This is a genomic window from Acinetobacter sp. UC24323, from assembly GCF_024151445.1.
Taxonomy (GTDB): Bacteria; Pseudomonadota; Gammaproteobacteria; order Pseudomonadales; family Moraxellaceae; genus Acinetobacter; species Acinetobacter baumannii.
The window spans coordinates 78,130-91,310 of the sequence record NZ_JAHIBY010000013.1; the positions used below are offsets into that span (position 1 = coordinate 78,130).

Genomic DNA, 13,181 nt, shown 5'->3' on the forward strand with positions numbered 1-13,181 from the left:
AAGGAGCTCTCATGTCTCAAAATTCTATAGACGTACAAAGTTTCATTGATGAAATACCGCTATCGTCTTTGCAAAAATTAATCATGTGGTTGTGTTTTTTGATCGTTGCGATTGATGGTTTCGATACCGCAGCAGTTGGGTTTATTGCACCTGCTTTAAAGGCAGAATGGGGGTTGCAAGCAACCGATTTGGCACCTTTATTTGGCGCTGGTTTATTTGGACTGATGGCAGGTGCACTCATTTTTGGGCCGTTATCCGATAAATTAGGCCGTAAACCGATTTTGATTGGTTCCGTCATCATGTTTGGAATTGCCAGTGTTTTTGCCTCTTTTTCACCAGATTTACAAACCCTAATTATTTGGAGATTTCTCACTGGATTGGGCTTAGGTGGGGCTTTACCTAATGCAATTACTCTAACCTCTGAATATGCGCCTACATCTCGCCGTTCTAATTTAGTGACCATGATGTTCTGTGGTTTTACCATTGGTTCTGCTCTTGGTGGCATTTTTTCAGCTCAGCTACTTCCTCATATTGGTTGGCACGGTATTTTGCTTATTGGGGGAGTGTTACCTTTAGCGACTGTACCTTTCTTATATTTTTTACTACCTGAATCCCTTCGCTTTTTAGTACTTAAAAAGAAGAGTCCCGAGAAAATTGAAAAGATTATTCACCGTATCGCACCGCATTTAAATAACACACCAACTTTGGTTCCAACAGTCAATGAAGTTGAAAAATCAACTTTGAAAGATTTGTTTAATAAAGGCTTTGCTTTAGGCACTTTTTTGATTTGGTTTACCTTTTTTATGAGCCTTCTCATTATTTATATGATTTCAAGTTGGATGCCTACTTTATTAACCAATGAGGGCTTTAATTTATCCAACGCATCATGGCTTACTTCAATTTTCCAAATAGGTGGAACCATTGGTGCCATTGTTTTAGGCCTGCTAATGGATAAGATGGATGCAACCAAAATTTTAAGTACGGCTTATGTTTTTGGTGGTTTTTTTCTGATTTGCTTAGGGTTTGGAATTGAACAGGCAAATGCGGTTTTATTGATGTTTGCTATGTTTGGGGTAGGTGCTGGAATTAGTGGATCACAAGTGGGAGCAAACGCTTTTGCATCTAGTTTTTATCCAACACATTGCCGTGCAACAGGGGTAAGTTGGGCCAATGCAGTAGGGCGCTCAGGGTCGATTGTGGGATCAATTATGGGCGGCTGGTTAATGTCATTAAATCTCTCCAGTTTTGAAATTTTAAGTATTTTAGCGATACCTGCATTTTGTGCCGCGGTTTCGTTGTTACTCATTAAACGTTTAAAGAAAAATCAATCTCAAGTTTTAGTCGCTTCGAATTGAGTCAACACGATTCCACTGAAAAAATATATGTCTGTACCAAAGGATGGCGCAGACAATAGTTAAAGGATGATTTGTTTCATGAAATATTTAAAAATCGAATATTTAAAGTTTTCTACTCTTTTATTTATCTGTAGTGGTCATTCAATATTGTGGGCAGCAGATACCACTCAACAAGACGAAGATGAATGGAAATTCACGCTAAAGAATGCCTATATAAACCGTGACTTTGATAATGATGCAATCAAAGATACGGGCAGTTGGTCTCAGGCAGCTTCATTATTTTATAAGTCGAAAATGCATGACACCCCACTGCAAATTGCAGATAAGCCCATTACTATTGGTGCCGATGCTTCTGTTCAATACGCCGTGCGCTTGAGTTCAGATAAACATGTTGCGGACACGGTTTTACCTTTTAATAAGGAAACACAGTCACAAGCATCCGACTTCTTAAAATACGGCGCAACTTTAAAACTAGGTTATGACAAAACACTTTTAAGTGTCGGTGAACTCTGGCTAGATTTACCTGTAACGGCTGTTGATGCTAGTCGTCAGTTACTCACTTCGTATTGGGGAACTAATCTTAAGTCACAACTTTCAGATCAGCTTTATGCAGAAATTGGACGAGTGGAAAAAGTCTCTCCACGTAATGAAGAAGACTTTAAAAAGTTTTCTTTCACAGCGAACGGCATTACCAAAGAATCTGATGGCTTAAATTATATTGATCTGCGATATCAATTCACGCCGTCTTTAAAGGCTGAATATTACTTCGGTAATTTAGAAGATCTGTATAATAAACACTATGTAGGACTTGAGCACAATTGGAAACAATCTAATTTTGCTCTTACGTCTAAATTTAAATACTTCAATGCAAAAGATGATGGCAATACTTTTGATATTGATGCGCAGAACATTGGTTTACTTGAAACTGTAAAAGTAAAAAACCACACCTTTGGCTTGGGCTATCAGCAGATCATTGGTGAGTCAGCTTATCCGCTACCGGATGGTTTTTTACCAGAAACCTATTTTATTAACTGGAACGCTACTGGTTTCTTTAAAGAAGACGAAAAGTCTTACCATGTGATGTACGGCTACGATTTTAAAGACTATGTGTCTGGCCTAAATGCGATGGTGAAATATGTTTACGGTCATGACTTTAAAGCAGCAAATGGCGAGAAAAACCACGAAACCGAGTCAAATGTGATTTTAAACTATGCATTTCAACAGCCGTTCTTAAAAGGCGTTGCTCTGCAATATATTCGTATTGATTACAACGTTAAACATGGCAATGACTTTGGTGAAGATCGTCTATTTGTCAACTACACCAAAAAGTTTTAAAGACTTTTTAATACTCATCATTAAAAAAGAGACCATAAAAGGTCTCTTTTTTCTTTCATATTCAAATGTTTAGACTAACTATTTGGTCGTATCCACAGAAACCACAACAGATAGACCAGGACGCAACAATTTAATATCAGGTTGGTTCTCAAGGAGTTTGATGCGTAAAGGTAAACGCTGAACAATTTTAGTAAAGTTACCCGTCGCATTTGTTGCTGAAATTGGCGAGAAGAATGCACCAGTCGATGGTGAAAAACTATCTACCACACCTTTTAACTCAACGTTATAAGCATCGACATAAACAGTGACAGGCTGGCCGATTTTAATTTGTTTTAGCTCAATTTCACGGAAGTTTGCTTCTACATACACTTGATCTAAAGGCACAACCACCATGAGTGGATTACCTGCGCTAACAAAGTTGCCCACATTTGCAGACTTCTGCCCAATCATACCATCAATAGGCGCTCGAATTTCTGTATAGCTCAGATTCAGTTTTGCTTTATCAAGCGCAGCTTGGGCTTGTTTCAAAGCCGCTTGTTTAGCTTGAACCTGAATCTTATATTGGTTGAGCTGATACTGCGCATCAATGACTTTTTCTTTACTGCTGTCCAAGTCGGCATATTGCTCGGTTAGTGTGGTTTTTGACTGTTGTGTAATCAATCTAGATTCAGCGCCAAGTGCCTGTAATTGCTCATAGCGTGCGGTATTATCTTTGGTGAGTTTAATGCCGGCTTCTACTTTTCTAAGCTGGGCCTCTGTTTCTCGAATAACAGTTGGTTGTCTTTCTACTGCCAGCATTGCTTCATTTAAGTCAGCTTGTGCTTTGGCATAATTAGATTCAGCTTCAGCTAAAGCCGCCTGATAATCACGTGCATCAATTCGTGCCAAAAGCTGGCCTTTTTTTACGGTCTGGTGATCTTTAATATAAATTTCTTCAATATTACCTGACACTTTGGGAGCAATGGTTGAGTACTCGACATCTACCCGCGCATCGTCAGTTTTAACAATGGAAGAAGGTAAAAATATAACTTTTAAAATCCATAAAATGGAAACTAGAACGATAATAAATGCAATAACCATAACCCAGTGTTTCTTAAGATATTGCATCTTTGTTAACTTGGGTGACTCGGTCATGGAGTGATCTTGGGCTTCGAGAGTACTCATAAAGATTTTCCTGAGTTATGACTATTCATTAACTTAATGAGAGCAATGCGTGGTGGATAAGTTCTAACTGGCAAAATCAGCATAACGATAAATAAAATTGCAGTAAGTCCCGCTAAAATCAGATATTGATCGCTAATGACTAATACTGATTGCTGTACCTGAATCGCAGAATTTAAGGCAGATAAACCACCGGAAACACGTTCGGTACCATCTGCACTCAGCACAGGCGGGGTAAGAGGATTAATAACAGGACCTTGAATATTTTGAAAAACATGTTGTGCGGTATTTTCAATCAGCCGTGTTGAATGGTATTCACCACGTACTCGATTGACCCAGTCCAAAAGGCACACACCGAGTACGCCGCTAATAGCACGTGGGGTGTTAATCATAGGAGAAGCATAGATTGCCATAGTTGGGTGGACACTATTTGTACCCATCATGAGGAGCGAAAGCACTACACAGGTTTGTCCTAAACATGAGATTGCATGCCAAAAATAGAATTGGTCTTGGTTCCAAGTCGTATCAAGTTGACTTGCACCTAAGCAGCCAACCATAACCAAAAGTAAACCAAATCCATGTACATATCGGCTATCAACCCAAGCTTGGTTCAAAACTTTAATAACAATCGGGATATAGATAAATTGTAATGCGGCAATTTGTAAGCCAATCCACATGGTTTGAGTAGGCTTATAACCATGCACAGCGCTTAAGTAATTAAGGGGTAATGTACTGGTTGACATACCAATAACCACAAAGCAGAACAACGCAATAACAGCATAACCAAAATTTCGTATTTCGAGCATTTGCGGTTTAATTAATGGTGTTGGATAGCGCCATTCATGTATTAAAAATAAAGGTAGGGTAATGGCACTCATTAAAGCCAAAACAAAAATCAATTTTGAGTGGAACCAGTCCAAATGATTGCCATGCAAAAGCATGGTACTAAGGCTTGCCAAACCAATAATGGCTAGAATCGCGCCAGTCCAATCGTAAGTTTTTATTCTTGAGTAATTTAACGGATCTTGCGGAATACCGAAGTAAACTAACGCAGCACTTAAAGCACAAAAAGGAATGGTTTGGAAAAATATCATCTTCCAACCAATCACATCTAAATAAAAGGCAGCAAGCGCAGCGCTTAAGTTTGGGAAAAAAGTTGCTGTCAATGCATAGCAGGCCAAGCCCCATAGACGAATTTCAGGTCCTAGGAATCTAAGTGCACATGCCATTAATAAAGGAATAGTTAAACCATTGGCGAGTCCTTGTAAGCCCCGTAATAAATAAAATATTTCGATATTTGGGCTAAAAGGAATTAAAACGCTAGAGAAGAGGCAAAGTCCTATCGCAAAAAGAAGAACCCGACGCATGGAAAAAATAACGGCCCAACTGGTGGACAGTATCATCCCAATAATCATGGCACTGGCATAAATACTGCTGACCCAATAACCGGAGTCGACACTAATACCCATCTCACCGCGAATATCGACCAAGGTAATGCTGCTAATTCGGTTATTAAATTCGACAGTCATGGCTGCAAAAATTGCACCTGCCAAACCGATGAGTGGTCGTATATTCATCTTTTACCTTAAATTTTAAAATGAGCTTAATGCTTATAGCGGTGATTAAGCTCAACTGTACCGATCGGTACTCTACTATCTTATTAAATTTACGTCAATTCTCGATTTTGAACTTTTCGATGAGTTACACTAAGAATGAAATTGCTAAATATGTTTGTAGGGTCGTATGTCTGATTGCACTAAAACGAATGAGAAAGATCAAAAAATTCTGGATGCAGCAACAAAGTTTTTTCTGATCCATGGTTTTAGTGGAACAACCACAGATATGATTCAAAAAGAAGCGGGCGTTTCAAAAGCGACCATGTATGGTTGTTTTAAAAATAAAGAAGCGATGTTTGCTGCGGTCATTGAACGTCAATGTACCAACATGCAAAAACAAATTATGTCGGTCGAGACAAAAGCCAAAAATTTACGTTCAGCCTTAACCGAAATTGGGAAAACTTATCTGTGCTTTATCTTATCGCATTCAGGTTTGGCTTTTTTTAGAGTCTGTATTGCAGAGGCTGTAAGGTTCCCGGAATTATCCGAAAAGTTCTTTGAAGTGGGACCACAACGTCTAGCAAATATTATTGCAGGTTATCTTGAAAAGTCGGTTAAACAAGGAGAAATTGAATTAACGTCTTCTTCGGAAGTCGCAGCAAATATTTTTTTATCACTGTTAAGAAGTGATGCCCACCTAAAATGTTTGACTCATCCTGATTATTTAATCTCAGCTGATGAAATTAGTACTTGGGTTGAATACGCTGTTGATTTATTTTTAAAAAATATTAATTACAAACTAGATTGATATTAAGGAACTTATGCCTCCTTAAAAAACCTAAATGTAGAAGTAAAAAGAGACCAACTTGTGGTCTCTTTTTATTCTTAGATCGCTTCTCTGGTCATCTCACCATTGACCAATCTTAAAATCTGCAATGGGTTGCTGTCTTTTAAGGCTTCTGGCAATAAACTTTGCGGATAGTTCTGGTAACACACAGGTCTTAAGTAGCGGTCAATGGCTAAGGTTCCGACTGAAGTACCTCGTGCATCTGAAGTGGCTGGGTATGGCCCGCCGTGTACCATCGCATCACACACCTCAACACCTGTTGGGTAGCCATTTATAAGTAATCGACCGGCTTTTTCTTCTAGTACAGGAACTACATCTGCAAACTCGGTTAAGTCAGCTTCATCGGCAATTAAAGTCGCAGTCAGTTGCCCATTCATGCTTTGTAGTGCATGAATGAGTTGGGCTTTATCTTCAACTTCAATGATGACTGTGGTTGGCCCAAAGATTTCTTCTTGTAAAAGCTGGTCACCTGCCAGTAAAAGCTCAACATCAGCTTTAAACAGTTGTGGCTGCGCCTGATTACCTTGTTGAGTTTGACCTGCCAAATGTTTGATGCCTTGATGCTGGGTTAAGTGCTCAAGACCAGCGGTATAGCTTTTTAAAGTTCCGGCATTGAGCATAGTTTGCGCAGGCTTAGCCCCTATAATTTCAGTCAGGTTGCTAATGAGCTGGTTAAATTCAGCTGATTTAATTCCCAAAATCAAACCCGGATTAGTACAGAACTGACCACAGCCTAAAACCACTGAATCTGCCAAATCCTGTGCAATTTTGTCACCACGGTTTTTTAAGGCTTCTGGCAACATCAACATCGGGTTAATACTGCTCATTTCAGCAAAGACTGGAATCGGTTGTGGACGGGCTGCGGCCATATCACATAAAGCACGACCACCACGCAATGAACCGGTAAAACCCACAGCCTGAATTAAAGGATGCTTCACTAAAGGTTCACCCACGCCATTACCGTAGATCATGTTAAATACACCTTTTGGCATATTTGATTTTTCGACTGCACGTTCAATTGCCTGAGCTACAAAGTCTGCTGTCGCCATATGTCCACTATGGGCTTTCACCACTACAGAGCAACCTGCTGCCAGTGCCGAAGCAGTGTCACCACCTGCAGTTGAGAATGCTAAAGGAAAGTTACTTGCCCCAAAAACTGCCACAGGGCCAACACCGATTTTAATCTGGCGCAGGTCTGGGCGAGGTAAAGGCTGGCGCTCAGGTAAAGCAGTATCAATACGGGCACCTAAAAAATCACCACGGCGCAGCACTTTGGCAAATAAACGCATTTGCCCACTGGTACGACCACGTTCACCTTGCAAACGTGCAAGTGGCAAAGCAGTTTCCTGTGAGACGATTTCTAAAAAATCTGTACCCAAAGCATCGAGTTCATCGGCAATATTTTCTAAAAAAACAGCACGCTGTTCAGGAGACGTATGGCGGTAAGTCTTAAAGGCTTGACTGGCAGCTTCACAGGCCTGATTAACCTCTTGCTCGGTTGCATGGTGAAACTCATAAGGCAAAGTTTCACCAGTCGTAGCATGAATGCTTTTTAATAAGGTTGTACCTTGTGCGCTGCGTGAACCACCAATAAAGTTGTGTCCGATAATGGTCATAACAAATATCCTGAAATTAATGAGAGTGTCTTGGAAGGTTGTCTTGGTTTACGACTCGCATATATAAAGTTGCGGGTTCCAAACAACCACCAGTAGATAATTGACCTACCATGTTGCGATACATTTCTTGCCAAGGTGTTTGAGATGGAGATACCGTCGGTTTCCATTCACGGCGGCGTTGTTCTAACTCTTCATCAGAAATGAGCACGTTGACAGAACGTTTATTTAAATCAATACGTAAACGGTCATTGGTTTTAAGTAAGGCAATTCCACCGCCTACAGCTGCTTCGGGTGACATATTGAGAATAGATGGGCTGGCAGAAGTTCCACTTTGGCGGCCATCTCCTAAGCAAGGCAGTGAATCAATCCCTTTTTTAATTAACTCTGCTGGTGGAGCCATATTGACGACTTCAGCACTGCCCGGATAACCCACTGTACCTGCGCCACGAATGACTAAAATACAATGTTCATCAATGTTTAAGGCAGGGTCATTGATACGTGCGTGATAGTCTTCGGGACCTTCAAAAACGATTGCGCGTGCTTCGAAGCTATTTTCATTGTTTGGATCTGATAAATAGGTTTTTTTAAATGCTTCGCCCACTACAGACATTTTCATAATGGCGCTGTCAAAGAAGTTACCACTGAGCACAATGAAACCGGCACCATGTTTAAGAGGTTGTTCATAAGGGAAAATGACATCTGCATTTGAGATTTTTGCATTTTTGGCAATTTCCCCAATTGTTTTACCGCTAACCGATGCACAATCTTCGTGTAATACACCAGCTTTTTGTAATTCGTGTAGAACGGCAGGAACACCACCCGCACGGTGAAAACCTTCACCCAAATATTTACCCGCCGGCATACAGTTCACAATAAGCGGAATGTTTTCACCAACACGTTGCCAGTCTTCTAAACTCAGCTCAATACCCATATGACGGGCAATCGCAATGAGGTGAGGAGGGCAGTTACTCGATGCGCCTAAAGCTGAGGCTACTGCAATTGCATTTTCAAAAGATTGTTTGGTCATAATTTTAGAAGGGCGTAAATCTTCTAAAACCATTTCACAAATTCTTTTGCCTGTCATATAGGCCATTTGCCCACGTTCACGATATGGCGCCGGAATACTTGCACATGTCGGTAAAGACATACCTAAAGCTTCTGCCAAAGCATTCATAGAAAGTGCAGTGCCCATGGTGTTGCAATGCCCGACTGAAGGTGAAGCAGAAGTGGTCATTTCCATGAACCCTTCATAGTCAATTTCACCAGTGGCAAGTAAGTTTCTTGCATGCCAAAGCACAGTACCGGAACCAATTAACTCACCTTTAAAATGACCATCTAGCATTGGCCCACCAGACAACACAATTGCAGGTATATCTGTTGTGGCTGCTGCCATTAAACATGCAGGGGTAGTTTTGTCACAACCAGTGGTCAGCACTACACCATCAAGCGGATAACCATGCAAGATTTCAACCAAACCTAAATAGGCCAAGTTGCGGTCAAGTGCAGCAGTTGGACGACGGGTTTGTTCTGCAATCGGGTGGACGGGGAATTCCATTGGAATACCACCCGCATCTCGAATACCCGCTTTAACGCGTTCAGCAAGTTCTTTGTGATGACGGTTACATGGAGTCAAATCACTACCGGTTTGTGCAATTCCAATAATCGGGCGACCTGATTGTAACTCGGCACGGGTCAAACCATAGTTCATGTAACGCTCAACATATAAAGCGGTCATGTCGGCATGTTCAGGATCATCAAACCATTCTTGGCTACGTAAAAAAATCCGTTTATTTTGATCATTCATTTTTTGATCCTTTCACTCATACTTTTTGAAATTTAGTTTATTTACGGGATGAATCTTGCAATTCAACCGATCGATAATACGTGAAAATTATAGTAATTCACGCTGCTTCAAATTACGCATCAAAGCATTTATTCCAAAATTCCACGGTGTTGCTTTATCACTGGTCATAACCGTGTTGTACAAAGTACCAAGTTTAGGCGAATGAATACGGACGACATCTCCAACTTTATGGGTAAAGCCAGCCCCAGCTTGTTCGCGATCTTGAGTAGGTGCAAATAAAGTGCCCAAGAACAAAACAAAACCGTCTGGATATTGATGGTTTTCATTAAGAGTTTGTTGAATTAAATCTTCAGGATCTCGGCTAATTTGCGACATAGAGCTCACCCCATTTAACACAAAGTTATCAGTGCCTTGAATTTGCAGTTCAACATCGCAAGTACGAATATCATTTAAAGTAAAAGTATGGTCAAAAAGACGAATAAATGGGCCAATTGCACAAGATGCGTTGTTATCTTTCGCTTTGCTTAACAAGAGAGCGCTACGACCTTCAAAGTCCCGTAAATTCACATCGTTACCTAAAGTCGCACCTAAAATCTTACCTTGGCTGTTGGCAACTAATACGACTTCCGGCTCTGGATTATTCCACTCAGACTTTGGGTGAATACCAATATTTTGTCCTGTACCTACAGCTGCTAAAACAGGGGCTTTAGTAAAAATCTCGGCATCTGTACCAATACCTACCTCAAGATATTGAGACCACATTTTTTGCTCGATTAAATATTCTTTGAGTTGTAACGCTTTTTCAGAGCCGGGTTCGATTGTTTTTAAATTATCACCGATTACGCCTTGTACAACTTCACGAATCGATTGAGCTTTTTGTGCGTCGCCACCGGCTTGTTCTTCAATCACTCGTTCTAACATGCTTGCAGCAAAGGTAACACCTGCCGCTTTAATTACTTGTAAATCAATAGGGGCTAAAAAATATGCCTTGTTGGTATCTGGTTCGGCGACAGTATTGGCAAATAATTCATCAATTGAACCAACTCGTCTTCCTTCAATTTCAGATAAAGCTTTTAAAGGATCAGCACTTTCAAGTAACTCGGAAATAGTATGAAATTTTTCCGAGATATCAAAAACTTGATTGCCTCTTAAAATAATAGGGGATGGACCCGAAATTTGACTTGGAATCCACGCACGGCCAATTAAGCATCCTTGAGTTGCATCATCTGGTAATGAGTTCTGGGAATTTAACGTAAAGTTCATTTAAAGCTTCCTTCTTTTATTTGAAATCATGATATGTTTCTTATTTAATAAACACCAATCGTAATAATTTAATTATTAATAACCAGTGGTTATCAAAAAGGAATTTTAAAAATGGCAGATTTGACTTACTCAAGTTTAAATAACTGGCTTAAATTCAAGCATTTGGTTTTGTTAGAGACGTTAGCTCGAACCAATAACATGCATTTGGCTGCCGAGCAGATGAACTTAAGTCAACCCGCCGTAAGTAAAATGCTAAAGGAAATTGAGGGCCTTCTTGGGTTTCAGGTCTTTGAGCGACTGCCTCGTAATATGCCTGTAACGGCATTGGGTGAACATGTCATTCGTTATGCCCAGCGTGTTTTGAATGACGCAAAACATTTTGTCGAAGACATCGAGATTTTACGGTTGGGTGGACATGGGTTTTTAAAAGTAGGGGGAATATTTGCAGCAACCGCAGTAGTAATTCCAAACTCAATTATCGAAATTAAGAAACAATGGCCTCTACTTTCTATCGATGTTGTTGAACAGACCAGTGACCATTTAATGGAAATGTTGAGTGAACATACTCTAGATTTAGCCATAGGGCGTTTTACTGATGTTACGCAAAGCCAATTTTTCGATTTTCAGCCGTTAGGCCCTGAACCCTTCTGTATTGTTGTCAATAATGAGCACCCATGTGCCCAGAAAAAGTTTTGTACATTAGAAGAATTATTAAAATGGCCGTGGGTACTTTATCCTAAAGGCACACCCATTCGGGAGCGCATGGAAGGTGCATTCGCCCGAGCTAAAGTCAAAATTCCTTTAAATACGGTAAATACCATGTCGATGCAGACCTTTTTACAGATCTTAAAAGGGGCACCTATGGTGGGCATGTTGCCAGAAGCAATGGTGATTGATCAGGTGAAAGAAGGACAACTACAGATTTTAGAAACAGACCTGATTTTAGATGCCCAAGATTATGGAATTTTGACACGTAAAGATGAACCAGTGTCTGATATAGCCGCAGCCTTTATCAATATTTTACTTAAAAATGCAAAACGTAAGTAAAGTCCTCAGCCTCAAGTCATAGAAGACTTGGGGCTTTTAAATTAAAAGAAAGCCTATTTAATTTAGTCAAAGTTTCATCATAAAACTGATATTAAAAAGTTATCAATATTTAGAAATTATTCATTGGAAATTATTGCAGGGACTCCTTATCGTTTAATTCATGATGATTAAAAATCTTTAAGTGAATAAGAATTAGGAAAGGATCCCTGTATGAATGTGTTAATTACTGGTGGCACGGGTTTTATTGGAAAGCAAATCGCCAAAAAGATTTTAAAAACCGGAAGCCTAACTTTAGACGGTAAACAAGCTAAGCCCATCGATAAAATTATTTTGTTTGATGCGTTTGCTGGTGATGATTTACCGCAAGATCCAAAAATTGAAGTGGTGATTGGTGATATTACCGACAAAACCACAGTGGCAAATATTACAGAAAAAATTGATGTTGTTTGGCACTTAGCCGCCGTGGTGAGTTCAGCAGCAGAGGCCGATTTTGACTTGGGAATGGATGTAAACCTTTATGGCCTTTTAAATTTATTAGAAGAATTAAGAAAAAAACAAACAATGCCTCGAGTCATTTTTGCGAGTGGCTGCGCTGTATTTGGTGGTCAATTACCAGAAGTTGTAACAGATGATACGGTGGTTACACCAAAGTCCTCTTACGGTATGCAAAAAGCAGTAGGAGAATTGCTCGTTTCAGATTATTCACGTAAAGGCTTTATTGATGGCCGTGTTTTAAGATTACCGACTATTGTGGTTCGTCCAGGTAAGCCTAATAAAGCCGCATCTACATTTTTTAGCTCAATTATCCGCGAGCCCTTAAAAGGTGAAACGGCAGTTTGTCCAGTCCCGCCAGATACTCCGGTTTTTATTACTTCACCACGACGCTGTGTTGAGTCAATGATTAAGGCTGCGTCAATTTCTTCAGAGGCACTCCAAGATAACCGAATTATTCCCTTACCGGGATTGACTGTTACCGTTAAGCAAATGCTTGAGGCACTTGAAAAAGTTGCCGGTAAACAAGCAACTGATTTAGTGCAGTGGCAAGAAGATAAAACCATTCAAAGGATTGTTCAAAGTTGGCCGGTTCAAGTGAAAGCTGAATATGCCGAATCTTTAGGTTTCCAAGCAGATGAGAATTTTGAAAGCATCATTCAGGCACATATAGAAGATACCCAAAATTAATGGCAGTGATCGCCA

10 protein-coding genes are annotated in these 13,181 nt (G+C 40.1%); 5 read left to right on the forward strand and 5 right to left on the reverse strand.

The genetic code is table 11. From position 1 onward, the window contains the following. Positions 1–11: 11 nt before the first annotated feature. Together KNQ97_RS16320 and KNQ97_RS16325 are read left to right on the forward strand one after the other, a co-directional pair. On the forward strand, positions 12–1,355 hold the full coding sequence (locus KNQ97_RS16320) for an aromatic acid/H+ symport family MFS transporter (RefSeq protein ID WP_000081456.1): 1,344 nt from the start codon (positions 12–14) through the stop codon (positions 1,353–1,355). A 66-nt stretch (positions 1,356–1,421) separates the two neighbouring features. Then, complete coding sequence (locus tag KNQ97_RS16325) at positions 1,422–2,690, forward strand: OprD family outer membrane porin (RefSeq protein ID WP_253612461.1); 1,269 nt, start codon at positions 1,422–1,424, stop codon at positions 2,688–2,690. Positions 2,691–2,768: 78 nt separating this feature from the next. Here KNQ97_RS16325 and KNQ97_RS16330 read toward each other — a convergent pair whose 3' ends face one another. Both KNQ97_RS16330 and KNQ97_RS16335 read right to left on the reverse strand, forming a co-directional pair. After that, positions 2,769–3,854, reverse strand: a complete 1,086-nt coding sequence (locus KNQ97_RS16330; RefSeq protein WP_253612462.1) for an HlyD family secretion protein — start codon at positions 3,852–3,854, stop codon at positions 2,769–2,771. Then, the gene (locus KNQ97_RS16335) at positions 3,851–5,428 is read right to left on the reverse strand and encodes an MFS transporter (RefSeq protein ID WP_253612463.1); all 1,578 of its coding nucleotides are present in this window, start codon (positions 5,426–5,428) and stop codon (positions 3,851–3,853) included. The genes KNQ97_RS16330 and KNQ97_RS16335 overlap by 4 nt, the downstream gene beginning before the upstream one ends. A gap of 166 nt (positions 5,429–5,594) precedes the next feature. Here KNQ97_RS16335 and KNQ97_RS16340 point away from each other — a divergent pair, with 166 nt between their 5' ends. Then, positions 5,595–6,215 (forward strand): TetR/AcrR family transcriptional regulator, encoded by a 621-nt coding sequence (locus KNQ97_RS16340; protein ID WP_001278392.1) that lies wholly within the window; start codon positions 5,595–5,597, stop codon positions 6,213–6,215. Between the two features lie 77 nt (positions 6,216–6,292). On the opposite strand, the gene KNQ97_RS16345 is transcribed toward KNQ97_RS16340, so the two are convergent. The 3 genes from KNQ97_RS16345 to KNQ97_RS16355 all read right to left on the reverse strand — a co-directional run bounded on the left by KNQ97_RS16345 (position 6,293) and on the right by KNQ97_RS16355 (position 10,937). Next, positions 6,293–7,870 carry an aldehyde dehydrogenase (NADP(+)) gene (locus KNQ97_RS16345; protein ID WP_253612464.1) on the reverse strand — a complete coding sequence of 526 codons (1,578 nt, stop codon included), beginning with the start codon at positions 7,868–7,870 and terminating at the stop codon, positions 6,293–6,295. A 16-nt stretch (positions 7,871–7,886) separates the two neighbouring features. Beyond that, the gene (locus KNQ97_RS16350) at positions 7,887–9,674 is read right to left on the reverse strand and encodes an IlvD/Edd family dehydratase (RefSeq protein WP_253612465.1); all 1,788 of its coding nucleotides are present in this window, start codon (positions 9,672–9,674) and stop codon (positions 7,887–7,889) included. An 87-nt stretch (positions 9,675–9,761) separates the two neighbouring features. Next, a complete protein-coding gene (locus KNQ97_RS16355) occupies positions 9,762–10,937 on the reverse strand; it encodes a fumarylacetoacetate hydrolase family protein (RefSeq protein ID WP_001011893.1) in 1,176 nt (391 codons plus the stop codon). Positions 10,938–11,048: 111 nt separating this feature from the next. Between KNQ97_RS16355 and KNQ97_RS16360 the strand changes: the two genes are divergently transcribed. Both KNQ97_RS16360 and denD read left to right on the forward strand, forming a co-directional pair. Then, positions 11,049–11,984 (forward strand): LysR family transcriptional regulator, encoded by a 936-nt coding sequence (locus KNQ97_RS16360; RefSeq protein WP_065184787.1) that lies wholly within the window; start codon positions 11,049–11,051, stop codon positions 11,982–11,984. A 210-nt stretch (positions 11,985–12,194) separates the two neighbouring features. Continuing rightward, positions 12,195–13,166: a D-erythronate dehydrogenase gene (gene denD / locus KNQ97_RS16365; protein ID WP_001101646.1), complete on the forward strand. Its 972-nt coding sequence runs from the start codon at positions 12,195–12,197 to the stop codon at positions 13,164–13,166. The last annotated feature ends 15 nt before the right edge of the window (positions 13,167–13,181 follow it).

Bases quoted from the DNA above. Each gene is read 5' to 3' on its own strand.
- KNQ97_RS16345 (WP_253612464.1), bottom strand. From the start codon at position 7,870: ATGACCATTATCGGACACAACTTTATTGGTGGTTCACGCAGCGCACAA.
- denD (WP_001101646.1), top strand. From the start codon at position 12,195: ATGAATGTGTTAATTACTGGTGGCACGGGTTTTATTGGAAAGCAAATC.
- KNQ97_RS16355 (WP_001011893.1), bottom strand. From the start codon at position 10,937: ATGAACTTTACGTTAAATTCCCAGAACTCATTACCAGATGATGCAACT.
- KNQ97_RS16320 (WP_000081456.1), top strand. From the start codon at position 12: ATGTCTCAAAATTCTATAGACGTACAAAGTTTCATTGATGAAATACCG.
- KNQ97_RS16335 (WP_253612463.1), bottom strand. From the start codon at position 5,428: ATGAATATACGACCACTCATCGGTTTGGCAGGTGCAATTTTTGCAGCC.
- KNQ97_RS16340 (WP_001278392.1), top strand. From the start codon at position 5,595: ATGTCTGATTGCACTAAAACGAATGAGAAAGATCAAAAAATTCTGGAT.
- KNQ97_RS16325 (WP_253612461.1), top strand. From the start codon at position 1,422: ATGATTTGTTTCATGAAATATTTAAAAATCGAATATTTAAAGTTTTCT.
- KNQ97_RS16350 (WP_253612465.1), bottom strand. From the start codon at position 9,674: ATGAATGATCAAAATAAACGGATTTTTTTACGTAGCCAAGAATGGTTT.
- KNQ97_RS16330 (WP_253612462.1), bottom strand. From the start codon at position 3,854: ATGAGTACTCTCGAAGCCCAAGATCACTCCATGACCGAGTCACCCAAG.
- KNQ97_RS16360 (WP_065184787.1), top strand. From the start codon at position 11,049: ATGGCAGATTTGACTTACTCAAGTTTAAATAACTGGCTTAAATTCAAG.